This window comes from Paraburkholderia sp. (assembly GCF_035948235.1).
In the GTDB taxonomy this organism is placed as follows: Bacteria; Pseudomonadota; Gammaproteobacteria; order Burkholderiales; family Burkholderiaceae; genus Paraburkholderia.
In genome coordinates this window covers 35,783-60,232 of sequence record NZ_DASZJJ010000292.1, presented here as the reverse complement: position 1 = coordinate 60,232, position 24,450 = coordinate 35,783, and the positions used below count along the sequence as shown (strand labels likewise).

Below are 24,450 nucleotides of genomic sequence, written 5' to 3'. Positions count from 1 at the left end.
CCGCCCGATCGCGCACAACTTCATGCAGTTGTTCACGGAGTTCGATCACTACAAGGTCGCCACCGATCTGGACGTGGCGACGTGGGACAGCTATCCGCTTGGCGCGCTCGAAGAGCAGTGGTACGCGCCCGAAATCAAGGCGCGCTATCTGCGCACCGGGCATCCGGACTTCGCTTCGTTCAATCACGATGTCTATCGCGGCATGTCGAAGCTGCCGTTCTGGGTGATGGAGCAGCAACCAGGCCCCGTGAACTGGGCGCACTGGAATCCCGCGCCGCTGCCCGGCATGGTGCGGCTGTGGAGCTGGGAAGCATTCGCGCATGGCGCGGGCTGCGTATCGTATTTCCGCTGGCGTCAGGCGCCGTTCGCGCAGGAACAGATGCATGCGGGGCTGAACACGCCCGACAACCGGCTCGATATTGGCGGCAGCGAAGCGTCGCGCGTGGCCGGGGAAATCCGCACCGTGCTGGCCGATGCGCAGGCCGACGCCAATGCGCGCGTCGATACGCGCGTCGCGCTGGTGTTCGACTACGAAGCGAAGTGGCTCTTTGAAGTCCATCCGCAAGGCGCCGATTTCCACTATCCGCGCTTTGCGGTCGAATATTATTCGGCGCTTCGTTCGCTAGGTTTCGATGTCGATATCGTGCCGGTGAACGCGCCGCTCGACGGCTATCAGTTGATCGTGGTGCCGCCGCTGCCGGTCGTACCCGACGATTTTGCGCAACGTCTTGCTCAATCGGGCGCGCAGGTCATCGTCGGCCCGCGCACCGGCTCCAAGACCGTGGATCTGCAGATTCCCGCCAATCTGCCGCCGGGACCGCTGGCAGCGCTGCTGCCGCTGCGCGTGTGGCGTGTCGAATCCATGCGGCCCAACGTAACCGAAGCCGTGACCTTCGCCGCCGACGCACTGCCCGAAGGACAGGCGCGCCACTGGCGCGATCTGATCGATATCGATGCGGGCGCAACGGAAATCCGAGCAAGTTTTAGCGACGGCCATCCCGCGTGGCTCACGCATGGCAAGGTCCACTATCTGGCGAGCCTGTTTGACGACACGACCACTGCCGCGCTGTTCGCGCAGATCGCACGCGCCGCTGGGCTCGAGCCCACGCCGCTGGGCGACGCGCTGCGTGTGAGCCGTCGCGGCGGCCTGACGTGGGTGTTCAACTATGGGCCAGGCACGCATCGTATCGACGCCGCCGTCCCCGACACGGCCATCGTGATCGGCCAGCGCGAGATCGAAGCGCAAGGCGTCGCCGCTTACCGCACGCAGCACAAATAACGACGTAAAACACAGGAGACAGGCCATGAGAACGAAACCCCGCACCCTGCTCGCCGCTGTCGCGCTCGCGACGGCCACGCTCACGGGCGCACTTGCAACAACGGCGCAGGCCGGCACGCTGGAGGTCAACATCGCGTTCAAGGGCGCCAGCCAGCGCGCCGTGTGGACGCAGGTCATTGACGAGTTCAAGAAAACGCATCCCGGCACGGACGTGAAGGTGTCGTTCGTCGACGAAGAAGCCTATAAGGTGCAGTTGCCCAACTGGCTCACGACCGCGCCGCCCGATATCGTGAACTGGCACGACGGCGAGCGCATGGCCTATTACGCGCAACGCGGCCTGTTCGAGGACCTGTCGCCCGAGTGGCAGAAGAACAACTGGGACAGCATGTATGCCTCGACGAAAGAGGCTTCGTCGTACAAAGGCAAGCAGTACGCAGCGCCCACGGTTTATTACTCGTGGGGCATGTTCTATCGCAAGGACCTGTTCCAGAAGGTGGGCATCGCGAGCGAACCTAAAACGTGGAATGAATTCCTCGACGACTGCAAAAAACTCAAGGCCGCCGGCATCGCACCGATCGCCGTGGGCGGACGCGACGCATGGACACTCGCGGGCTGGTTCGACTATCTCGACCTGCGCCTGAACGGCAACAAGTTCCATCAGCAGTTGATGGCCGGCGACGTGCCCTATACCGATGCACGCGTGAAAAAGGTGTACACCACCTGGAAGCAGTTGATCGACGCGGGCTACTTCATCGACAATTCGCTCTCCTACGATCTTGACGCTGCCCAGCCCTTCCTGTTCCAGGGCAAGGCCGCGATGATGCTGATGGGCACCTTCATCACGGGCGGTTTCAGCCCGACGGTGAAGCAGCAGATGGGCTACTTCCAGTTCCCGATCATCGACCCGAACGTGCCGACTGCCGAAGATGGACCGGTGGAATCGCTGCATATTCCGGCCAAGGCGAAGAACAAGGCCGATGCGCGCGCGTTCCTGGCCTTCACGGAAACGCCCGATGTCGGCGCGCAACTGGCCAAGGGGCTTGGCTCGCTGTCGGCCAACAGCAAGTCGCCGGAACCGGAAGATCCGATTTCGAAGATCGGCTTCCAGATTCTCGCGAACACGAAGGGCGGCATCGCGCAGTTCTATGATCGCGACATGACCAAGGAAATGGCCGACGAAGGCATGAAGGGCATGCAGCAATTCATCGCCGATCCGACGAAGATCGATTCGATCCTCGCGCAACTGGAAGAGACGCGTAAGCGCATCTACAAGAAGTAAGCTGGCATGGCGGCGCAGCGCACACGACGCCGCGCCGCCACGCGGATTGCTCTGGAGGTAGGCAGTGACGCCCTCAACAACTCATCCATCGACCGGTCGCGACGCAGCGCTTGCGGCGCAGACCGTGGCACATACAACCGCACATCGCGCGGACGGCGTGCCGGGCCATCCCCCCGGCCCCGCTGGCGACGGCCGCGCGCAGACGCCGCGCGCCACGCAACCGCACGGCAAACCGCGCCGCCGCGTCTCGCCCACCGCGCGCCGCCAGCGTCGCGCAGCCGCGCTTTTTCTTGCGCCCGCCTGCATCATGGTGGCGATTTATGTGGTCTGGCCGATTCTTTCGACGATCCGCATCTCGTTCTATAACTGGGACGGCATGAGCGATCCGAGCTTTATCGGCCTCGCCAATTACGTCGAACTGTTTCATGCGGCTACCTTCTATACCGCGCTGAAGAATAACGTCATCTGGCTGCTGCTGTTCCTGCTCGCACCGCCGATGGGACTGGCCATCGCGCTGTATCTGAACCAGGCGGTGGCGGGCATCCGGATCGTTAAATCGCTGTTCTTCGCGCCTTTCGTGCTTTCCGGCGTGGTGGTCGGGCTAATCTATTCGTGGTTTTATGATCCGACGTTTGGTCTGCTAGCGGTGATTCTCGGTCACGGCATTCCGGTATTGGGCGACCCGCATTACGCCACGCCCGGCATCATATTCGCTGCGTTGTGGCCGCAAACCGCGTACTGCATGATTCTGTATCTCACCGGCCTGACGACGCTCAACAGCGAACAGATCGAAGCCGCGCGCATGGAAGGCGCGAAGGGCTGGACACTGCTCTGGCATGTGATCCTGCCGCAACTGCGGCCCGTAACTTTCATGGCCGTGGTGGTGACGGTGATTGGCGCGCTGCGCAGCTTCGATCTGATATCGGTAATGACGGGCGGCGGACCGTTCGAAAGCTCCACCGTGCTCGCCTACTACATGTACGACCAGGCGATCAAGTATTACCGGCTCGGTTATTCGGCAGCGATTGCGGTCGTGCTGTTTGCGATCATGCTGCTCTATATCGTCTATCACCTGCGACGCCTGCTTAAGAACGAGCATTGAGGTCATCGACATGTTTCCGATTCCCATCGACAAATGGAAGCCCGCGCCGCGGCGTCTTTACAAGCTATCGCTGCCTATCGCGCTGCTGATCTGGCTGCTGCCTATGATCGCGGTTATGGTGACATCGATACGCTCTACTGATGAACTGAGCGAAGGCAATTACTGGGGCTGGCCCAAGCATTTCGCGCTGATCGAGAATTATCGCGAGGCGCTGACGACGTCGCCGATGCTGCATTACTTCTGGAATAGCGTGCTGATTACCGTGCCCTCTGTGGCCTGCGCGATTGCGCTTGCGGCGATGGCAGGATTCGCGCTGGCGATTTATCGGTTTCCGGGAAATTCAGCGCTGTTTGCGGCTTTCGTTGCGGGTAACTTCGTGCCGATTCAGGTGCTGATGATTCCTGTGCGCGATCTTACGCTCAAGCTTGGTCTGTATAACTCGGTGGGCGGGCTGATTCTGTTTCATCTGTCGTTTCAGACCGGATTTTGCGCGCTGTTTCTACGCAACTTTATTAAACAGTTGCCGTTTGAACTGGTGGAGGCTGCACGGATCGAGGGCGCTAATGAGTGGACGGTATTTTTCCGCATCATTCTGCCGTTGATCCGGCCGGCGCTTGCAGCATTGGCGATTTTGGTTTTTACGTTTGTCTGGAACGATTATTTTTGGGCGCTGTGTCTGACGCAAGGCGATGATGCCGCGCCGATCACCGTGGGTGTGGCTGCGCTCAAGGGACAATGGACGACGGCGTGGAATCTGGTGTCGGCTGGATCGATTCTTGCGGCGTTGCCGTCGGTCGCGATGTTCTTCGCGATGCAGAAGCATTTTGTCGCCGGGTTGACGTTTGGGGCGACGAAGGGGTGAATGGGAGGATCGCGGCGTAGTGCGATCCATCATATGAATATGCGTTGACTGCGCACTGCGAGGGAAAACTAGAACGCCGCTGTCAACTGGAACCCGACTGTCACTCGAGCAGTCTGGAATCCTGAAGGCTTGTAGATCGGCGTTCCGGCGAACAGGTCGTAAGAGACGCCGACAAACTTCGCCGGCACCCCGCCGCGAATGCCGATGACCGCGCCCGCCAGTTGTGTTCCCGCCAGTGCCGCCGTGTTCGGTCCGAACACCCGCCCGTAGTCGATCCCTGCATACAGCGTCTGTCCCGTCTGGAACACCGGCCATTGCAGTTCGTTGCGCCAGTAGAATCCGCGTTCAGCCGCGAGCATCGTTTCGCCGTCGAAGCCGCGCACCGTGTAGCGGCTGCCGATGGTCAGATCGTCGATATAGAACAGCGGGTCGTTCGTGAACTGGCCGTGAACCGTACCGACATACCGGAATCCCTGACCGCCGATTGCGAACGGGACCGAGAGGTTCGCGTCCAATACAGCCATATGGAAACGGTACGTTGGGCCATAGACATACGGGTCCGCTGTCGCGCCCAATCCACCAATCCCCTGACGGTAGGCGAGCGTGCCGTCGAACTGCGCCGCGCCGAGGTAATGGCGGTCGGTCGCGCCGATTTCCAGAAAGGTGTTGTTGCGCGCCTGAGTCGGAATCACGGTGTCGCCGATGAAGCTGTCGCCGAAGCGCTTCGATAGCTGCACGTATCCGCCAAGCACGTCGTTCTGGCTGCGCGAGATAACGCGCGCCAGTTTCAGCGCTGCCGTCTGCGAATTGCCGCTTGAGACAAACGTCTGGTTCACGCCCGCAATGTTCTGGTAGTACGTATTCGTGTTGCCCGAGAGCGTCGCTGTCCAGTAGCCCCAGGGAATCGAATACGAGCCGTTGAAGCCGTGCGAACCAAGCGCCTTGTTGCCAAACGACAAGTCCTGATTTGCTCCAAGAGACAGGATGTCGTTCAGGCCAAGCGGATTGTCGACGCCGAGGTTGACGTTGCCTTGCCATTTGCCCGTCGATTCAGTTCCCGAGTTATCGACCGATGCGACGAACGTCCAGGGCTTCGAGCGCTTGACCGTGAGGACGACATCGCTTTCGCCCGGTACGTCAGTCGGCCGGATTTCCATGTTCACGTCCTGACTGCTAACGCGCTTCATCTGTTCAAGCCCTTGTTCAAGGTCTCGAAGGTTCAGCACGTCGCCGCTACTCGTCGGGTAGGCGGTCTTCCATGTGCCCCACATTGACGGGTCCGCGAAGGCAATATTGCGCACGATACCGGGTACGAGCGCAAGCGTAAGCGCTCCGCCCGACAGGTCTTGCGGCTGTACGAGCACGCGCGTGGTGACATAGCCACGGCTCAGAATCGCCTGCTGCAATCCCTTGGTGAGCACGTCGATCCCTACCTTGCCGACGCATTGCACCTTGTAGTGGTCGAGCCATTCGCGCGCGAACGCAAACGGGTCTTGCGGCAAGGCCGACGCGCCTTTCTTGTGCGTCGCGGCAGGCAGAGATTCAAGTACTTTCAGCGAGAATGTGTCGATGCGAAAGCACGGCGATTCGTGTGGAAGTGCGGGATACGTTTGCGCCCTGGGTGTTGTTGGTATCGCCGGCGATGGTCGCCGTGATATCGCCCTGTGCGGCAAGGACGCCGTTCGCATTGTTCAGGCTCGCTGCCTGTGCGACCAGTTTGCCCGCCGTGATGACCTGACCGCCAACGTTAGAGATTGCGCCCGCGCCATTGCCCGGTGCGAGGGTCAGCGTGCCGGTCCCGGCATGGAGAATCTTGCCGTCGTCGTTGTCGAGCGCACCCGGCGCGAGGGTGAAATCTGCGCTGTTGGTTTGCAACGTGCCGCCTGCGGAATTGTCGAACGTCCCGCTGACGTTGAAGCCCATCGTCGCCGTGCCGTACTGCGTGATCGTGCCGCCGTGGTTCAGCACATTTTGCGCAGCCAGTGCAATCTGGTTCGCTTCGATATCGCCGCCGCTGTTGTCCAGCGTCGTGCCGGTCACCGTGAGGTTCGGCGCGACAATCGAACCGCCGTTGTTCGTCAGGTATGACGCCTGCACGGTTGCATTCGAGGCCGCACCAATCTGGCCGCCGTTGTTGTTCAACGTGCCGCTCGTGATGCCAAGGTCCCTATTCGAAAGCAGCTTGCCGTTCGTGTTGTTCAGTGCGCCGCTGACTGACGCCGCGATGCCGTTCTGACCGACGACCGAGCCCGATGTGTTGTTAAACGCTCCCGCCTGGATCGACGCCTTGCCATTGGTCGCAATCGTGCCGCCGACGTTCGAGAGCGCGCCGCTGCCCGTATTGATTGTCAGCGCGCCCGTACCCGCGTGCGTGATCGTGCCGCCGTCGTTGTCCAGCGCACCCGGCGAAATCGTCAGGTCGGTGCTGTTGGTTTGCAGCGTACCGCCCGCGGAATTGTCGAGCGTGCCGGTCACGTCCAGCGTTGTCGCGCCGGTTCCGGTCTGCGTGATGCTCCCGGCGTGGTTGACGAGGCTGGTCGCGTGGAGCGTGAACTGGTCTGCGCTGGTCGCGCCGCCGCTGTTGTTGAACGTTGCCGCCGAGAGAGCGAGCGCGCCGGCTGCGCTGAACTGGCTCGCATTCGTGAGCGTCGAACCCGCTGCGAGCGTCATGTTCGCGTTGGCCGCAAACGTGCCGCTGTTGAACAGGGTCTGTACCGCCGTCGCGATCAGGCTCTGGACTGCCGTGATCGAACCGGCGTTCGCGATCTGTCCGGCCTGCAAGGTGACGTTGCCGTTGCCGCCGATGCTGCCGCCCGCGCCGTTGTTGAGCAGGCCGCTCGCCGCCAAGGTCACGCCGTCAGCGCTCAGCGATACGACATGGCCACCCGTATTGTCGAACGAGCCGAACGCCGCCGAGAGCGCCCCATTCGCCTGCATCGTGCCGCCCGCGTTGTTGACGGCACCCGCGATGTTCTCGCCAAGCGCGCCGCCCGAGACCATCTGGCCGCCACGATTGGACAATGCGCCCGCCGTGACGGTCTGCGCGCCGCCCGACGACATCGCACCACTGTCATTGTCGAGCGTGCCACTCGCGCGGGCGTCGAGCGTGCTGCCCGCCGTCGTGCTCGCGCCGGTCAGGTTCAGGTCGCCGCCGTTGGCCGCGAGCGCGATAGCGCCGTTTGCCGACGTAGTACTGCCCGCGAGATTGACCGCCGCGCCGCCGATGGCTGCATTGCCGCCCGCCACATTGCGGCCGGTCGCCGTGACCGCGCCCGAAGCGTTCACATTCAGGTCGCCGGAATGCGCCAGTGAGCCGTCACCGTTCACGCCCGACGCGAGCGTGCCGCTCGAATTCACCGCGCCCGCGCTGACGGTCGTGTTCTGCTGCGCGGCAACCATGCCACTGTTGGTCAGCGCGCCAGCCGTGTTGAAGTTGACGTTCTGCTGCGCGTAGGTCGTGCCGCTGTTGTCGATACCGTCACGCGCGCTCGCGCTGATATTGCCGGTCGCGTTCTGCGTGCCGGCGAGCACGAGTTGACCATTGGACTGAAGAACCAGGTCGCCGGCATTGGCCGCGACAACGCCCTTGAGAGACACACCCACACCCGCCTCCGTGCCGACGAGCGCGATGCGATTCGCGTACATGCCGCCGAGATTGCTCACGTCGATAGAGACGCCAGGCGCGGGGCCGTCGCCTACAATCGGCGTGGCCGCGAGCGTGTCATGGTTGATGCTGTTCGCGCCCGCAATGACGTTCAGGTTTTTCGCGTAGACGGCCGCATTGGCCTGTACCGCACGGGCCAGTAAATCCACCTGGTCCACGTTCGACGCGTTCAAGCCCGCGCCGTTGATCGTGATGTTGCCGCCCGTGACGTTGAAGCCCGAGACCGAACCATCGGCCGCATAGTTCGGCGTGCCCGTGGTCAGGATGGCGCGACTGGTATTGATGAACCCGCCGCCGTTGACAGCAATGCCGTTCGGATTGGCAATGATGACTTCGGCGCGATTGCCCGCTGTTTCGAGATACCCGTTCAACTGCGAAGCGCTCGCGCTGTTGACCTGGTTGACGATGACCTTCGCCGACTGACCCGCCGCGAAGTTCGGGTTGCCGTTAATTGCGCCGGCCTGCTGCGTCTGGACGATGGTCGGCGAGTTGTTAAGAATCGCGCCTTTCGACTGCACGTCGAAGCGGTTGTAGGTGTTGACCGAGACGCCCGCGCCGGAAGGCCGGTTGATGTTGACCTGATCAAGCCCGTTGGGCGTCTGGATGACGTTCGGTGCGTGCGCGCCGCCCGACACGATCTGCGCCCCGGAAAACGCAGGCAGCACGCCAGACAGCGCGAGCGCGGCGAAAGCAATCTGCCGCAGCGTAAAGAGCGGTCCGCGCGTGGCGCTGTGGCTCGGTCCGCGTCGGGTCTGTCCCGCGCTGTTGCCTGTCGCCGCGGCGGTCTCTTCGACCGCGACGAGCATTCCCCTGATCCGGCTGAAAACCAGCCGGTAACATGTCTTGTTCATTCCGCTCCTTCACCGCGCCAAATCGTAATGGCCCGTAAAGTAGCGTTGGTTTCCTATGACAAAATTGCGCGCCGCGTCAGATACAACAGTCGAAGTCAAATCAGATTCGTCCTATCGCTAGCCCGGTGGAAGCTGGCGTAGCTCGAACGGGCGATATATCGAACGCCCCCACCCCACTTAAAATCCCCCACCTCCGCACGCAAAACCGCGATCCAACGCGCTGCGCCGTGTAAACTGCTGCCTTTTTTATCGCTTGTGGTATGGTCCAACCCCCGCCGCGGACGGCCCTGACGGGTCCGGCCCTCGTTCGACTGCTTGCGCGTATCGGCGAAACCGACGTGCAGGCCTCGCCGCAGCCGCTCGCCGACCGGCTGAGCCATTGGCTTGGCTGGACAGATGCGATCGCGCTTTCGACGGTGCTCAGCGCGCCTGCGCCCGCCGTGGGCGGCCCGGCAGGCACCCCTGCGCGCAGCGACGGCGAGGATGAGGCGCAGCGCTGCCTGAGCCTGCGCTCGGCGCTCGCGAAGGCTATCGTCACCGACGGCGTGCTCGCGCCGCCGCGCCCGAGCACACGTGACGCACGCCACGCGCGCGGGCAGCAGGCGCAGGAAGTACCGGAAATGCCCGCTGACTACGCGGTGTTCCGCCAGTGCTATCTGGCACTCCAGCAGAAGATGGAGGCCGATATCGGCGACTTGCGTACGCGGCTGCGCAACCGGCTCGCGGCCCAGTCGTCGGCCATGGCGAAGCTGGCTGCGCTCGATGCACTGATGGAGCGCTCGCTTGCCGTACGCGAGCGAACCCTGCTGGGCGCCGTGCCCGGCCTGCTGGGCAAGTATTTCGAGCGTCTGCGCAAAGCCGCTCAGGCCTCTGAAGCCCAGGCCGAAGCCGAAACAGAGGCGCCCACGAACAGTAATAGCGGCGCGTGGCTGACCACGTTCCGTAAAGATATGCAGAGCCTGTTGCTCGCCGAACTGGATGTTCGGTTCCAACCGGTCGAAGGGCTGCTCGCTGCCCTTCGCGCCCGCTAACGCAGACACTATGTCCAGACTTCGCATCGATCTCATTGTTTTCATTGCCGGCCTGCTCGCGGTTTGCTGGATCGGCGCCGCCTATGTCGGCTCCAATCCGCTCGCGCTCGCCGTCACGGTCCTGATCGGCGCCTGCTACGTGGGCGGCGCGCTCGAATTACGGCGCTACCGGCAGGCCACCGCCAGCCTCGCTCACGCCGTGGACGCGCTCAGCGCGCCTGCTGCGGCCGCGCCCGCCTCGCTTGCCGCCTGGCTCGAGCGCCTGCACCCGAGCCTGCGCAGCGCCGTGCGCGCGCGCGTCGAAGGCGAGCGCGCGGCCCTGCCGGGCCCGGCGCTCACGCCCTATCTGGTCGGCATGCTGGTGCTGCTCGGCATGCTCGGCACGCTGCTGGGCATGGTGACGACGCTGCGCGGCACCGGCATCGCGCTCGACGGCGCGACCGATCTCGACGGCATCCGCACCGCGCTGGCCGGTCCGATTCGCGGGCTCGGCTTTGCGTTTGGCACCTCGATTGCGGGCGTTGCGAGTTCGGCAATGCTGGGTCTGCTGTCGGCGCTGTGCCGCCGCGAGCGCATCGAAGCCGCCCAGCACCTCGACGCACAGATCACCGGCACACTGCGCCCGTTCTCGCACGCACATCAGCGCGAGGCGAGCTTTGCGCTGATGCAGCGTCAGGCCGAGGCGCTGCCGCTGCTGGCCGAACGTCTGCAGTCGATGATGACGGTGATCGAGCGCCAGAGCACGACACTCGGCGAGCGTCAGATCGCCAGCCAGGAAGCCTTCCTTGGCAATGCGGAGGCGACCTATGCGCGCCTCGCGTCGACGGTGGGCGAATCGCTCAAGGCCAGCGCCGCCGAAAGTGCACGCGCCGCCGGCGCAGCCTTCGCGCCGGTCGTCGAAGCGACGATGGCGGGTCTGGCGCGCGAAAGCGCCGCCCTGCACGGCACGCTGACCCAGGCCGTGGAGCGCCAGCTCGACGGCCTCACCTCGGGCTTCGAGGCCAATGCCACGCGCGTTGCCGGCATCTGGAACGCCGCGCTCGACGAGCAGCGCCGCGCGGGCGAGGCGCTCGCGGACGATCTGCAAGGCGCACTGGAGCGCTTCAGCGCCACGTTCGAAACGCGCTCGGCGCATCTGGTGCGCGACTTGGATGCGCGTCTGGCGGCTTCGGCGGCGGGGGTTTCGCAGTCGTGGCAGGACGCGCTGGCGCGTCAGGAACAAGCCGGCGCAAAGCTCGCGGGCGACAATCAGCAGGCGCTGGCTGCTGCTGCGGCGACGTTCGAGCAGCATGCGGCGGCGCTCGTGCGCTCGGTGGGCGAAGCGCAAGCCGATCTGCAGGCGCAGCTTGCCGCGCGCGATGAAACGCGCCTGGCGACCTGGCGCGACACGCTCGACGCGATGAGCACGTCGCTGCGCGACGAATGGCGCGCGGCGGGCACGCAGGCGGCCGGTCAGCAACAAGCCATCTGCACGACGCTGGCGCAAACCGCCGACGAGATCGTCGCGCGCACCGAAGCGCACGCGAACAGCACCATCGCCGAAATCACGCGCGCCACGGAAACTGCCGCGGCAGCATGGCAAACGGCCAGCACGCAGGCGGCGCAGCGTCAGCAGGACGTCTGCGAGACGCTGGCGAGCACCGCCGGCGCGATCGCCGCGCAGGCCGAAGCGCATACGAACAGCACCATCGCCGAAATCACGCGCGTTGCCGAGGCTTCGTCGTCGGTGTGGCAAGCGGCGAGCACGCATGCCGAACAGCGCCAGCAGGCGATCTGCGACACGCTCGCCCAAACGGCGGCGGCGATCGCATCGAGCACCGAAACGCACGCCAGCGGCACGATTGCGGAAATCGCCCGTGCGGCTGAAGCGAACGCCAGCGCCTGGCAAGCCGCAAGCGCGCACGCGGCGGATCGTCAGCGCGCGATTTGCGATGCGCTCGCGCTGACCGCCAACGCGATCTCGACCCAAACCGAAGCGCAGGCGAGCGGCACCATCGCCGAAATCGCGCGCGCAGCTGAAGCCAACGCAACCGCATGGCAGGCAGCGAGCACGCAAGCTGCGGAACGCCAGCAGGCGATCTGCGATGCACTCGCGCAAACCGCCAACGCAATTTCGACGCAAACCGAAGCCCACGCCAGCGGCACCATCGCTGAAATCGCGCGCGCCGCTGAAGCCAACGCAACCGCCTGGCAAGCCGCCAGTACGCAAGCCGCAGAGCGCCAGCAGGCGATCTGCGACGCGCTCGCGCAAACCGCCAACGCAATTTCGACGCAAACCGAAGCCCACGCCAGCGGCACCATCGCCGAAATCGCCCGCGCCGCCGAAGCCAACGCGAGCGCATGGCAAGCGGCAAGCACGCAAGCCGCAGAACGCCAGCAGGCGATCTGCGATGCGTTGGAGCAAACCGCCAGCGCAATCTCGACGCAAACGGAAGCCCACGCCAAGGGCACGATCGCCGAAATCGCCCGCGCTGCCGAAGCCAACGCAAGCGCCTGGCAAACCGCCAGCACGCAGGCCGCAGAACGCCAACAAGCGATCAGCGACGCGCTCGCGCAAACCGCCAACGCGATTTCCACGCAAACGGAAGCCCACGCCAAGGGCACCATCGCCGAAATCGCCCGCGCCGCCGATGCCAACGCAAGCGCCTGGCAAGCCGCCAGCACCCACGCCGCCGAGCGCCAGCAAGCGATCTGCGACGCCCTCGCGCAAACCGCCAACACCATCGCCGCACAAACCGAGGCGCACGCCAGCGGCACCATCGCCGAAATCGCGCGCCTCGTCGAAGCCGCCTCGGAAGCGCCGCGCGTGGCCGCCGAAGTCGTCGCCGAACTGCGTCAGAAGCTCCACGAAAGCATGGTGCAGGACACCGCGATGCTGGAGGAACGCGGCCGCCTGCTCGCCACCGTCACCACGCTGCTCGACGCCGTGAATCACGCGAGCACCGAGCAGCGCGCGGCCATCGGCGCGCTCGTCGACACCTCGGCGGGTCTGCTCGAACGCGTGGGCGCGCGCTTCGACCAGCAGGTCGAAGCCGGCGCGCAGACGCTCGAAGGCGTCGCGGCCCAGGTCACGGGCAGCGCCGTCGAAGTGGCGAGCCTGGGCGACGCCTTCGGCGTGGCCGTGCAGCACTTCGGCGCCTCCAACGACAAGCTCATGACGCAGCTCGAACGCATCGAAGCCGCGCTCGACAAGTCGCTCGCCCGCAGTGACGATCAACTCGCCTACTACGTCGCACAGGCGCGCGAAGTGGTCGATCTGAGCCTGCTGTCGCAGAAGCAGATCGTCGATAGCCTGCAACGCCTGGCCGGAAGCGAAGCCGCATGAACGACGAGATCGACGGCGGCGTAGAGCCCACCGCGCCGGTCTGGGCCGCGTTCGGCGACCTGATGGCGGCGCTGCTGGGCGCGTTCGTGCTGATCCTCGTCGGGGTGATCGGCATGCAGATGGAGGCGTCCTCGCGCCTCGCGCACGAGGTCAAGGCGCGCCAGCTCGAAGCCAAGCGGCGTCAGACGCTCGAACAGGCGCTGGCTGGCCCGCTCGCAGCGGGGCGCGTGACGCTCGTGAACGGGCGCATCGGCATCAGCGGCAGCGTGCTGTTCGCGCTCAACTCCGACCAGTTGCAGCCGCAGGGGCGCGACCTGCTCAAAAGCCTCGCGGGTCCGCTCACGGCGTATCTGCGCGATCGCGACGAAATCCTCATGGTGAGCGGTTTCGCCGACGACCAGCAGGTCCACGCGGGCAATCGCCGCTTCGCCGACAACTGGGAGCTGTCCGCCGAGCGCGCACTGACCGTCACGCGCGCGTTCATCGATGCGGGCGTGCCGGCTGCTTCCGTGTTTGCTGCGGCCTTCGGTTCGGAGCAGCCGGTCAGCTCCAACGCCGACGAAGCCGGTCGCGCGAAAAATCGCCGCGTGGAAATCGCGCCGGTGCCGCGTTCTTCGAGCATGAGCAACGCAGCCGCGAAGCTGCACAACAATCATGAATGACGGCGTGGAAAGCGACGCCCAAGCCGTTGCGCTAGCAACCAATGCGCCGCAGCGCGGCGGCGCCGGTGACGTCCGTGCGACGCTCGACGCCTGGCGCGCGCAAGGTGCCGATCGCATCGATCCCGTCGGCTTCGCGATGCTCGACGCGCTGGAAAAGCGCGCCCAGACGCTCACTGGCGCGGCGCGCGACGTGCTGAATGCGCGCATCGAATCCCGGCTCGCGGCCTGGTCGCAGCAAATCGAAACGAAGGACGCTGAACCCGCGCCCGCGAACGACGCGTCGGCAAACAACGCCTTCACCGCGTTGAGCGTGTTGAGCGAAGCAATGTCGCGCGAATCGCGCGACGGCGCGCCCAGCGCGCTGCTCGATTATTTCCGCGATGTCTGGTCGAAAGTCAGCGCCGACCAGCAGGTGCAACAGTCGTTCGATCAGGTGCCGAAAAACGCCGGCCCGCTCAATTCGAAGAGCCTCGTGCACCGTGCACTCTTTCTCATGCGCGACCTTTCGCCGGGCTATCTGCGCCAGTTTCTGGCCTATGCCGATGGCCTCGCGTGGCTCGAAGACCTGCACGCGGGACTGGCCCCGCCCGCCGCCCAGGCTGCTCAAGCCGCTAAAACCACTAAAGCCACTAAAGCGGCCACGGCGAAAAAGCCCCGCCGCAGCACACGCGCGCGCCAGTAACACCCGGCCATTCCTGAGGCGTTCCACGCGCCTTCCATGGCATGATTTGCGACGACCGTACGTTTAACGGAGCGCGCAACATGTCACGATCCCCGTCCCGTTTCGCCGCCATCTGCGCGGGCATGCTCGCCTGCGCCGCGCTGCTCACAGCCTCCGTGGCGCTCTCCTGCACGCGCGCCCTCTATGTGGGCGACAGCGGACTGGTCATCACGGGCCGCAACATGGACTGGTCAGAGGACATGCGCTCGAATCTGTGGGTCTTCCCCGCCGGCATCGAGCGCAACGGCAACGCCGGACCGAAGTCGCCGCGCTGGCGCGCGAAATACGGCAGCGTGGTGGTCTCGGGCTACGACATCGGCAGCGTGGACGGCATGAACGAGCGCGGCCTCGTCGCCAATGCGCTCTATCTCGCGGAAACCGATTACGGCAAGCCCGACTCGGGCCGCGCGCCCATGTCGATCAGCCTGTGGGCGCAATACGTGCTGGACAACTACGCGAGCGTGAGCGAGGCCGTGCAGGCGCTCGCCAGGGAGCCGTTCCAGATCATCGCGCCGCCGCTGCCCAACGGCAAACCCATCACCATCCATCTCTCGCTTTCGGATGCGGGAGGCGACTCGGCAATCCTCGAATATCTCGACGGCAAGCTCGTGATCCATCATGGCAAGGCGTATCGCATCATGACGAATTCGCCGATCTACAGCGAACAGCTCGCGCTCGATACCTACTGGAAAGGCATCGGCGGCCTGAGCTTCCTGCCGGGCACGAACCGCGCCGCCGACCGCTTCGTGCGCGCCTCCTTCCTTCTGGATGCCATTCCGAAGAGCCCCGACCCCGACTACATGGCAGGCGTGCCGCAGCAGAACGGCGCGTATCAGCAGGTCGCGAGCGTGATGAGCCTGATGCGTTCGGTGAGCGTGCCGCTGGGCATCCGCACGCCCGAGACGCCCAACCTCTCTTCGACGATCTGGCGCACCGTGGCCGACCAGACCGATCTGGTCTATTACTTCGATTCGGCCACGCGGCCCGATACGTTCTGGGTGTCGCTGCGCAAGCTCGATCTGAAGCCGGGCGCGCCTGTCCTCAAGCTTGCGATCGAAGACGGCCAGATGTTCTCGGGCGAGACCGCCGACAAATTCGTGCCTACGCCTTCGTTCAGGTTCATGCCTGCGCCCGCACCTTGATGTCGCCGTGCGGCGTGTAATAAGGATCTTTCACGCTGCGCGCGTACTGCTTGGGCGCCATGCCCGACCAGCGCCGGAACGCGCGGATAAATGCCTTCTCCGACGCATAGCCCACGCTCGTCGCGATTTCGATCAGACGCCGGCGCGGATCGCGCAGCGCTCCGCTCGCCACATACATGCGATACGCGGTGAGATGGCCGATAGGCGTTTCCTCGACCAGTTCGACAAAGCGCGCGCTAAAGCGCGAGCGCGACATGCCCGCCGTCGCCGCCAGTGATTCGACGGTCCATTCGCGCTCCGGATAGCGATGCAATTGCGCGATCGCGCGGCCGATCTGCGGGTCCATCAAACCGCGCAACCAGCCCGTGTGACTGATCGCCGACGATAGATGCGCGCGCAACAATTGCACGAACAGCACGTCCGCCAGGCGCGCGGCAGCCACGGCCCAGCCGGGCTGGCACGCCATCGATTCGCGGATGAAGGCCATCAGCGTATCCGCCAGCCAGGGGCCGACCGCCGGATCGTTGGCGCGTACGTGAATAAGCGGCGGCAGCACGGAAAAGAGCGGATTGCGCACGGTCTCGCGGTAAAAAATAATCCCCGTGTACAACTCGCTCGCCGCGCCGTCGCCGCCCACGCTCAGGCGCAACGGCGTATCGAAGCGCGGGTTGATCCCGGCGCCGGCGACCAGATCGTCGAACGGCACGGGCGCAACGCCAGGCGCGGAACTCAGCACATGGGCATGTCCGTGCGGCAGCAGCACGAAGTCGCCCACCTCGACGAGGAGCGGTTCGACACCGTCCACCGCGATATAAAACGGGCCGCCGAATGCCGTTCTGAACGCCGCGCCCTCCACCGCCGGCTTGGCGATCGCCCACGGCGCATTGAGCGAGAAGTGCCCCGTCACCACCGCGTCTGCGCGCAGGTCGGCCAGCGCGGCGCTCAAGAGGTCCATCGCCATTTCATCGTCTCCGTCGTGTTTTTTTGCGCGCCGCGTGAGCCTCAATGCAGCATCAAAGCAACCTCAGAAACGCTGCTGGATGCCCATCATCGCGCCGAACTGGTTCGCGCCGGTGGCGACCGTGCCCGCCGCCGCCACGGCATTCGCGGCCAGCGCACTGTTCATCATGTAACCCAGCGAAGCATAAAGCGTCGTGCGCTTCGAAACGAAATAATTCGCGCGCGCAATGACGAGGGTCGAATCTGAATGCTCACGCAGGATGTAGCGCACGCCCTGCGCGTCGAGTGAGAAAGTGGGCACCACGTACCAGGTCGCGCCGAGGAAGAAGATATCGGACTGGGCATGCTCCTGCGCCGACGTGTTGCGCCGGATCCAGCCGCCGCCGAGCTTCGCCGGACCGTATTTCACATAGGCGTCGACGATGGTGCGCTTGTCCACGTCAGCGCTGCTGGTGAGGGGCGCGGTTGCGCCCGTGCCGCCGTACATCACGTCATACGAGGCCGCCGCCCCGCCCCATGCGCTGTCGTAGGCAAGCAGCATGGTGTACTGGCGGCAGGCAATGGCGTCGCCCGGCACCTGGCCCGCGCAATTGGTCGCCGAAGGGCCGGCCGGGCCCGCCGCGTCGCGCCCGAAGCTGTATGTGCCACCGAGCGTGACACCGTGGAATTTTCCCATGTAGCCCAAGGCATTGTCGCTGCGGGCGTTGGGCAGATAGCTGTCGAAACTCGCCATCGAATGGATCGACGGGCCGATCACGTCCGCGTTGAAGAGCGCGTACATCGACATATTCATCTGCCGGCCCAGCGTGAGCGTACCGAATGCGCTGCTCACGCCCACGTTGGCCTGACGCCCGAACAGGCGGCCGCCATAGTTGAGCGAGCCGCTGCCCGGCGCGAAGCCGCTTTCCAGCACGAAGAACGACTTGTAGCCGCCACCCAGATCTTCTTCACCGCGCAGACCGAAACGCGAAGGCACCTCGCCCGTGAGCGTGGGCATGCCCGCGAACGAGCCGCCCTTGGCGGCGTTGTTGTAGTACTCGATGCCCGTATCGACGATGCCGTAGAGCGATACGCTGCTCTGCCCCCAGGCCAGCGCGGACACCATTGCGAATGAGGCCGCCACGAGAGTTTTCTTCATTGCCTTCTCCGAACCATTATTTAGTGATGCTGATTTATTGGAATTCGTGCCGAACCGGGTGAGAAGTCCTGCACGGTACTGCGGGTGTGGCGCCTGGATTGGTCTTGCTGTTGGCCGGCGTTCCGTCATCGCGGGGTTCGGCTCGTGCAGTCGCAAATCCGTTGGGCATGGTTGGCATTCTTGGCCTGGACAAAAAGCCCGGCAATGGCGCGAAGACCCAAAAAGGTTGCCGATCGTCTCTTTTGATTTTCGCTTTTCCGGATCGGAAAATCGGCCTTTTTACCAATCAAATCATTGTATTTATTGATTATTTTCCAATAATCTCCAGACACAGAGACGGCCATAATCGTTCAGATACGATTTTCTGTTCCACAGATGGAATATTTCGAGGATGACCGATGGTTCATCTGTCCGAACAAAGGCTCATCACGACTCAACTCTTATATAAGACATAAGACATTTGACGCTACAATGGCTTTGCAATTAGAATCGTGGCTGCAGTAGTCCATGGAAAGCCTTCCCCTGAAACGCAATACCAGCAGGTCCCCCCATGCTTGAAAATTACCGTGCTCATGTAGCCCAGCGCGCCGCGCTCGGCATCCCCCCCCTGCCGCTGACGGCCCAACAGACCGCCGAGCTGGTTGAACTGCTGACGAACCCGCCCGCTGGCGAAGAGCAGACCCTCGTCGACCTGATCACCAACCGCGTGCCGGCTGGCGTGGACGAAGCCGCTCGCGTGAAGGCTGGCTTCCTGGCCGCTGTGGCCAAGGGCGAAACCGCCTGCGCACTGATCTCCCGCGCGCGCGCCACTGAACTGCTCGGCACCATGCTGGGCGGCTACAACATCGCCCCGCTGATCGAACTGCTGGCTGACGCCGAAGTCGGCACCGTCGCCGCAGACTCGCTCAAGAAAACCCTGCTGATGTTCGATCAGTTCCATGACGTCAAGGAACTGGCCGACCAGGGCAACGCCAATGCCCGCGCCGTGCTGCAAAGCTGGGCCGACGCCGAATGGTTCACGAGCCGTCCGGAAGTCCCGCAAAGCCTGACCATCACGGTCTTCAAGGTCACGGGCGAAACCAACACCGACGACCTGTCGCCGGCTCCGGACGCGACCACCCGCCCGGACATCCCGCTGCACGCCCTCGCGATGCTCAAGAACGCACGCCCGGGCATCACGCCGGAAGAAGACGGCAAGCGCGGCCCGGTCAACTTCATCGAATCGCTGAAGGAAAAGGGTCACCTGGTCGCCTACGTGGGCGACGTGGTCGGCACTGGCTCCTCGCGTAAATCGGCTACCAACTCGGTGCTGTGGTTCACGGGCGAAGACATCCCCTTCATCCCGAACAAGCGCTTTGGCGGCGTGTGCCTGGGCAGCAAGATCGCTCCGATCTTCTACAACACGATGGAAGACGCCGGCGCCCTGCCGATCGAACTCGACGTGTCGCAAATGGAAATGGGCGACGTGGTCGAACTGCGCCCGTACGAAGGCAAGGCTTTGAAGAACGGCGCCGTGATCGCCGAATTCACGGTCAAGTCGGACGTTCTCTTCGACGAAGTGCGCGCTGGCGGCCGCATTCCGCTGATCATCGGCCGTGGCCTGACCTCGAAGGCGCGTGAAGCGCTGGGTCTGGCGCCGTCCACGCTGTTCCGCCTGCCGCAGCAGCCGGTCGACAGCGGCAAGGGTTTCTCGCTCGCACAGAAGATGGTTGGCCGCGCCTGCGGTCTGCCGGAAGGCCAGGGCGTGCGCCCGGGCACGTACTGCGAACCGAAGATGACCTCGGTCGGCTCGCAGGACACCACGGGCCCGATGACCCGCGACGAACTGAAGGACCTGGCTTGCCTGGGCTTCTCGTCGGATCTCGTCATGCAGTCGTTCTGCCACACCGCCGCTTATCCGAAGCCGGTGGACGTGAAGACGCACCAGACGCTGCCGAACTTCATCAGCACGCGCGGCGGTATCGCGCTGCGTCCGGGCGACGGCGTGATCCACTCGTGGCTCAACCGCATGCTGCTGCCCGACACCGTCGGCACCGGCGGCGACTCGCACACGCGCTTCCCGATCGGCATCAGCTTCCCGGCAGGTTCGGGTCTGGTCGCCTTCGCGGCCGCCACCGGCACGATGCCGCTGGACATGCCGGAATCGGTGCTGGTGCGCTTCAAGGGCAAGATGCAGCCGGGCGTCACGCTGCGTGACCTCGTCAACGCCATCCCGCTGTGGGCCATCAAGGAAGGCACGCTGACGGTCGCCAAGCAGGGCAAGAAGAACATCTTCTCGGGCCGCATTCTGGAAATCGAAGGTCTGCCCGATCTGAAGGTCGAGCAGGCGTTCGAACTGTCGGATGCATCGGCAGAGCGTTCGGCCGCCGGTTGCACGGTGCACCTGAACAAGGAACCGATCATCGAGTACCTCAACAGCAACATCACGCTGCTGAAGTGGATGATCGCCCAGGGTTATCAAGACCCGCGCAGCCTGCAACGCCGTATCAAGGCGATGGAAGCATGGCTGGCCGACCCGCAACTGCTCGCTCCGGATGCGGACGCAGAATACGCCGCCGTCATCGAAATCGATCTGGCCGACATCCACGAGCCGATCGTGGCCTGCCCGAACGATCCGGACGACGTCAAGACGCTGTCGGACGTCGCTGGCGCCAAGATCGACGAAGTGTTCATCGGCTCGTGCATGACCAACATCGGTCACTTCCGTGCTGCGTCGAAGCTGCTCGAAGGCAAGCGCGACATTCCGGTCAAGCTGTGGGTCGCTCCGCCGACCAAGATGGACCAGAAGCAACTGACCGAAGAAGGCCACTACGGCGTGTTCGGCACGGCTGGCGCGCGTACCGAAATGCCGGGCTGCTCGCTGTGCATGGGCAACCAGGCACAGGTGCGCGAAGGCGCGACGGTCATGTCCACCTCGACGCGTAACTTCCCGAACCGTCTGGGCAAGAACACGAACGTGTATCTGGGCTCGGCGGAACTGGCGGCGATCTGCTCGCGTCTGGGCAAGATCCCGACCAAGGAAGAGTACATGGCCGACATGGGCGTGCTCAACGCCAACGGCGACAAGATCTATCAGTACATGAACTTCGACCAGATCGAAGACTTCAAGGAAGTGGCTGATACGGTCCAGATGTAAGTTGAGCGTGTTGCTGGGCGACGGTGTGAGGTTCGCGCCGTAGCCCGTGGCACACGTAAATAGCGCCGCAGGGGTGATGCCTCTGCGGCGCTATTTTTTTTGGGGCGGCGGCCCGAATTGACTCACTCAGGAACGGCACCTGCGCGACTCCCAACAACGCGAGGAGCCAATCCATGAACGAGACACGCCCACCTTCCCCAGACAAGCCAGCCGACAAGCCCACGACCGCTGCGACGGACGCGACAAGCGCGCCGGACGAAAAACCCGCTCGCGGCTTCCCCGGCAGCTTCGATCAACCCGAATCCCACCCCGAAACCATGCCGCGCGAAGGCGGCCCGCGCCCGGACCAAACCGCCGACGTGCCACTGGGCACCCACGGCGCCGGTCTGCCGATGGGCGCACGCGGCCACAACAGCCCGCCGGTGCAAAAAAAGAGGGCCAGAAAAAGCCCGATCGATAAACGTCTCGCGCCGACTCCAGAAAATGCGTAGCGGGTCGTAAACGAGGCATGACCCCTCGTTCGCGCAGCAGTGCGCGGTTTTGCGCAAGACCATGCTCGACTTTCTGATTCAATATTGGGGCACGATACAAGATCGCTCCACATCGGACGACAGCGCTGCCTTAAAGCTGGCGCAGTTGCGCATCATGGTTTATCAGCTCCCCATGATGTACGGACTGCTAATCGTCAATACATGGGGCATGGTGCTGCCGCATGAGCGCAATTTTCCTCACTGGCAGGGCATCACCTGCCCAATGCTTCTCACAGCGTTCTGCCTGGTTCGCATTCTTTCGTGGCTGAGGCTGGCGAGAACCCAGGTGACGGCAAGACAGGCGGCCTCGGCCTTGCGCAGCACGCGCAGGCTCGCGTGGGTTTTCGCAGTCGTATTCACGACCTGGTCGTTGTCGCTGATGCCGCATGGCGACGAGGCGTTCAAACTGCACGTCGCCTTCTATATGGCCATCACGGTCATCGGCGTGATCTTTTGCCTGATGCACGTCCTTTCAGCGGCGTTCACCGTGACGGCCATCGTCAATGGGGCGCTCGTCACGACCTTTCTCGTATCGGGAAACGACGTCTTTCAGGCGGTGGCGATCGACACCTCGCTCGTCTCACTGGCGATGCTGATCGTTTCCTTCACGCACTTTCGCAACTTCGCCACGCTCGTGGCCACGCAAAGCGAAAACCAGCGTCTGGCCAACATCGACAGTCTCACCAATCTGCCCAATCGCCGCGCCTTTTTCGATGCGCTCGATCTGCATTTCGACAACGCGGCGGCGCGCGGTCACCGTCTGGCCGTCGGGCTGGTCGATCTGGACGGTTTCAAATCGGTCAATGATATTCACGGCCATTCCGCGGGCGATCACGTGCTTGCGGAAGCAGCGCTGCGCCTGGCCGCCGCCTGCGTCGGCGCAACCGTTCTGGCGCGGCTGGGCGGCGACGAATTCGGCCTGGTGGTGACGGGCGATTGCTCGGATAGCCGTCTCTCGCTTTTTGGGCGCGATATCGCCAATGTTTTTCGCGATCCCGTGATCGTCGGCGACAGTGCGGTGCGGCTCGGTGCGACTATCGGCTTTTCGACCTATCCGCAGAGTTCGCGCAATAAGGCCGATCTTTTCGAAGCGGCCGATTACGCGCTCTACGAAGGCAAACGCCGCGCGCGCGGCTCGGTGACGGTGTTTTCGCAGGCGCATCGCAACGCCATCATTCGCGAATCGCAGATTGCGCAGGCGCTGCGCTCACCTGATCTGGACAACGAACTATCGATCGCCTTCCAGCCTATCGTTTCGCTGGAAGAATCGCGCACCGTCGGCTTCGAGGCCCTTGCGCGCTGGCATAGCGCGACGCTGGGCACCGTCGCGCCCGGCGAGTTCATCCCGGCTGCCGAGCGCAGCGGCATCATCAACGATCTGACGCTCGCGCTCTTCAGCAAGGCGCTGGCGTGCGCCACACAATGGCCGTCGCGTATCGGCCTGTCGTTCAATCTGTCCGCCCACGATTTCGCCGATGAGCGCGTTGTGGAAGGACTCGCGCGGCGCATTGCCGAAAGCGGTATCGATCCCGCACGGCTGGACTTCGAAATTACCGAAACCGCGATGGCCCAGGACTTCGAGCAGGTGCGCAACGCCGCCGAGGAATTCCGCAGCCTCGGGTGCGGCTTGTCCGTCGATGATTTCGGCACCGGCTATTCGAGCTTGTCGTATCTCTGCAAGTTGCCGCTGAGCCGCCTGAAGATCGATCGCACCTTCGTCAGCGGCCTGAAGGAAGGCACCACCGCCTTCACCGTCGTGCGGACCTTGCTCAGCCTGAGCCGCCAGATGATGCTCGAATGCGTGATCGAGGGGGTGGAAACGGCGACGGAATTGCAGACGGTTGCCGGGCTTGGCGCCACGCTCGTGCAGGGCTATTACTGTTCCCGGCCGATGGATGCCAGCGCGATTGCCTCGTATCTGGCAAGCGAACGCGTCGCCATGATTGCCTGAGGCAACGCGGAATTTAATCAGCTATCCATATCGACTGAAGATTCGACGCCTGCGCTCACATGAGCCGGGTCCGGCACGAAGCGGTAGCCCTCGCCGCGCACGGTGCGAATCCAGTGCGGATGCGCGGGATCGCCGGGCAGCATCTCGCGCAACCGCGCGATCGCCACGTTGACGCTGCTTTCGCGGATACCCCCTTGCAGCAGAGCGGTCAGACGGCTGCGCGAAAGCGTCATCATCGGCCGCTGCGCAAACACCGCAAGCAGCGCGAACTGGCTTTCCGTGAGGCATTGCGGCACGCCATCGCGCAGCACCGTGCGCGAAGCGTACACCACGCGATACGGGCCGAAGCACACGTCCGGCTGCTTGTGTTGGGCGTAACCCGACGTGATCGGCGAGTCGGCTTGCACGCCCGCCTGGGTGCGTCGCAGCACGGCTCGAATGCGCGCGAGCAGTTCGGACGGCACGAAAGGCTTGGCCAGATAATCGTCCGCGCCTAGCTCAAGGCCGATCACGCGGTCAATCGCATCCGCGAGCGACGACATCACGATCACGGGGGTGGCGTCGCCGTGCCCGCGCAATTGCTTGAGCGCGGTGAAGCCGTCCAGATCGGGAAAGCGGCGCTCCATCACCACGAGATCGGGCTCGGCCGAGCGAATATCGACTGGCAATTGCGCCGCCCTGTGCAGCACCGACACGCGATATCCCGCATCGCCCAGAAAGCGCGTCAGCAGTTCGCAGAGCGCCTGATCGGCATCGACAAGGAGAATGCGCTGCGAAAGGGATTTCATCATGGCGGCTGCGTGGGTGCGCACAGGCG

General features: G+C 64.0%; 16 protein-coding genes and 1 pseudogene. 12 read left to right on the top strand and 5 right to left on the bottom strand.

The features are described 5' to 3' along the window. From VG320_RS25800 to VG320_RS25785, 4 genes are all read left to right on the top strand, one after another. Positions 1–1,279 (top strand): beta-galactosidase (locus VG320_RS25800; RefSeq protein ID WP_327202901.1); only part of this gene is annotated, 1,279 nt, incomplete at its 5' end. 25 nt (positions 1,280–1,304) lie between these two features. Next, positions 1,305–2,558, top strand: coding sequence for an ABC transporter substrate-binding protein (locus VG320_RS25795; protein WP_327202900.1), 1,254 nt, complete (start codon positions 1,305–1,307; stop codon positions 2,556–2,558). Between the two features lie 124 nt (positions 2,559–2,682). Beyond that, positions 2,683–3,660, top strand: a complete 978-nt coding sequence (locus VG320_RS25790) for a sugar ABC transporter permease (protein ID WP_327202899.1) — start codon at positions 2,683–2,685, stop codon at positions 3,658–3,660. Between the two features lie 10 nt (positions 3,661–3,670). Beyond that, positions 3,671–4,522 (top strand): carbohydrate ABC transporter permease, encoded by an 852-nt coding sequence (locus VG320_RS25785; protein ID WP_327202898.1) that lies wholly within the window; start codon positions 3,671–3,673, stop codon positions 4,520–4,522. 68 nt (positions 4,523–4,590) lie between these two features. Here VG320_RS25785 and VG320_RS25780 read toward each other — a convergent pair. Both VG320_RS25780 and VG320_RS25775 read right to left on the bottom strand, forming a co-directional pair. Further along, positions 4,591–6,129: pseudogene (locus tag VG320_RS25780) on the bottom strand (ShlB/FhaC/HecB family hemolysin secretion/activation protein); the annotation flags it as partial. After that, positions 6,065–9,037 (bottom strand): filamentous hemagglutinin N-terminal domain-containing protein, encoded by a 2,973-nt coding sequence (locus VG320_RS25775; RefSeq protein ID WP_414696120.1) that lies wholly within the window; start codon positions 9,035–9,037, stop codon positions 6,065–6,067. The gene VG320_RS25775 and the pseudogene VG320_RS25780, both read right to left, overlap by 65 nt. 260 nt (positions 9,038–9,297) lie before the next feature. On the opposite strand from VG320_RS25775, the gene VG320_RS25770 reads away from it, so the two are divergent. From VG320_RS25770 to VG320_RS25750, 5 genes are all read left to right on the top strand, one after another. Then, positions 9,298–10,068, top strand: coding sequence for a DUF3348 domain-containing protein (locus VG320_RS25770; RefSeq protein ID WP_327202897.1), 771 nt, complete (start codon positions 9,298–9,300; stop codon positions 10,066–10,068). A gap of 10 nt (positions 10,069–10,078) precedes the next feature. Continuing rightward, positions 10,079–13,393 (top strand): DUF802 domain-containing protein, encoded by a 3,315-nt coding sequence (locus tag VG320_RS25765; protein ID WP_327202896.1) that lies wholly within the window; start codon positions 10,079–10,081, stop codon positions 13,391–13,393. Next, positions 13,390–14,055 carry an OmpA family protein gene (locus VG320_RS25760; RefSeq protein WP_327202895.1) on the top strand — a complete coding sequence of 222 codons (666 nt, stop codon included), beginning with the start codon at positions 13,390–13,392 and terminating at the stop codon, positions 14,053–14,055. Before VG320_RS25765 ends, VG320_RS25760 begins: the two co-directional genes overlap by 4 nt. Next, positions 14,048–14,737 (top strand): DUF2894 domain-containing protein, encoded by a 690-nt coding sequence (locus tag VG320_RS25755; protein WP_327202894.1) that lies wholly within the window; start codon positions 14,048–14,050, stop codon positions 14,735–14,737. Before VG320_RS25760 ends, VG320_RS25755 begins: the two co-directional genes overlap by 8 nt. A gap of 80 nt (positions 14,738–14,817) precedes the next feature. After that, positions 14,818–15,918 (top strand): linear amide C-N hydrolase, encoded by a 1,101-nt coding sequence (locus VG320_RS25750; RefSeq protein WP_327202893.1) that lies wholly within the window; start codon positions 14,818–14,820, stop codon positions 15,916–15,918. Here the strand turns inward: VG320_RS25750 and VG320_RS25745 are convergent. Together VG320_RS25745 and VG320_RS25740 are read right to left on the bottom strand one after the other, a co-directional pair. Further along, positions 15,896–16,879 (bottom strand): AraC family transcriptional regulator, encoded by a 984-nt coding sequence (locus VG320_RS25745; RefSeq protein WP_327202892.1) that lies wholly within the window; start codon positions 16,877–16,879, stop codon positions 15,896–15,898. The genes VG320_RS25750 and VG320_RS25745 overlap by 23 nt on opposite strands. Positions 16,880–16,942: 63 nt before the next feature. After that, positions 16,943–18,016, bottom strand: a complete 1,074-nt coding sequence (locus VG320_RS25740; protein WP_327202891.1) for a porin — start codon at positions 18,014–18,016, stop codon at positions 16,943–16,945. 550 nt (positions 18,017–18,566) lie between these two features. Here VG320_RS25740 and acnB point away from each other — a divergent pair. From acnB to VG320_RS25725, 3 genes are all read left to right on the top strand, one after another. Beyond that, positions 18,567–21,152: a bifunctional aconitate hydratase 2/2-methylisocitrate dehydratase gene (gene acnB, locus VG320_RS25735; RefSeq protein WP_327202890.1), complete on the top strand. Its 2,586-nt coding sequence runs from the start codon at positions 18,567–18,569 to the stop codon at positions 21,150–21,152. 173 nt (positions 21,153–21,325) lie between these two features. After that, positions 21,326–21,643, top strand: coding sequence for a hypothetical protein (locus tag VG320_RS25730; RefSeq protein ID WP_327202889.1), 318 nt, complete (start codon positions 21,326–21,328; stop codon positions 21,641–21,643). 154 nt (positions 21,644–21,797) lie between these two features. Beyond that, positions 21,798–23,633, top strand: coding sequence for a putative bifunctional diguanylate cyclase/phosphodiesterase (locus VG320_RS25725; RefSeq protein WP_327202888.1), 1,836 nt, complete (start codon positions 21,798–21,800; stop codon positions 23,631–23,633). A gap of 17 nt (positions 23,634–23,650) precedes the next feature. Here the strand turns inward: VG320_RS25725 and VG320_RS25720 are convergent, their stop codons facing one another. Beyond that, a complete protein-coding gene (locus VG320_RS25720; RefSeq protein WP_327202887.1) occupies positions 23,651–24,424 on the bottom strand; it encodes a response regulator transcription factor in 774 nt (257 codons plus the stop codon). Positions 24,425–24,450: the final 26 nt, after the last annotated feature.

Excerpts from the sequence above, each read along its gene's own strand:
- VG320_RS25755 (WP_327202894.1), top strand. The coding sequence starts at position 14,048 with ATGAATGACGGCGTGGAAAGCGACGCCCAAGCCGTTGCGCTAGCAACC.
- VG320_RS25725 (WP_327202888.1), top strand. The coding sequence starts at position 21,798 with ATGGTTTATCAGCTCCCCATGATGTACGGACTGCTAATCGTCAATACA.
- VG320_RS25730 (WP_327202889.1), top strand. The coding sequence starts at position 21,326 with ATGAACGAGACACGCCCACCTTCCCCAGACAAGCCAGCCGACAAGCCC.
- VG320_RS25740 (WP_327202891.1), bottom strand. The coding sequence starts at position 18,016 with ATGAAGAAAACTCTCGTGGCGGCCTCATTCGCAATGGTGTCCGCGCTG.
- VG320_RS25765 (WP_327202896.1), top strand. The coding sequence starts at position 10,079 with ATGTCCAGACTTCGCATCGATCTCATTGTTTTCATTGCCGGCCTGCTC.
- VG320_RS25720 (WP_327202887.1), bottom strand. The coding sequence starts at position 24,424 with ATGATGAAATCCCTTTCGCAGCGCATTCTCCTTGTCGATGCCGATCAG.
- VG320_RS25775 (WP_414696120.1), bottom strand. The coding sequence starts at position 9,037 with ATGAACAAGACATGTTACCGGCTGGTTTTCAGCCGGATCAGGGGAATG.
- VG320_RS25770 (WP_327202897.1), top strand. The coding sequence starts at position 9,298 with ATGGTCCAACCCCCGCCGCGGACGGCCCTGACGGGTCCGGCCCTCGTT.
- VG320_RS25745 (WP_327202892.1), bottom strand. The coding sequence starts at position 16,879 with ATGGCGATGGACCTCTTGAGCGCCGCGCTGGCCGACCTGCGCGCAGAC.
- VG320_RS25760 (WP_327202895.1), top strand. The coding sequence starts at position 13,390 with ATGAACGACGAGATCGACGGCGGCGTAGAGCCCACCGCGCCGGTCTGG.
- acnB (WP_327202890.1), top strand. The coding sequence starts at position 18,567 with ATGCTTGAAAATTACCGTGCTCATGTAGCCCAGCGCGCCGCGCTCGGC.
- VG320_RS25785 (WP_327202898.1), top strand. The coding sequence starts at position 3,671 with ATGTTTCCGATTCCCATCGACAAATGGAAGCCCGCGCCGCGGCGTCTT.
- VG320_RS25795 (WP_327202900.1), top strand. The coding sequence starts at position 1,305 with ATGAGAACGAAACCCCGCACCCTGCTCGCCGCTGTCGCGCTCGCGACG.
- VG320_RS25750 (WP_327202893.1), top strand. The coding sequence starts at position 14,818 with ATGTCACGATCCCCGTCCCGTTTCGCCGCCATCTGCGCGGGCATGCTC.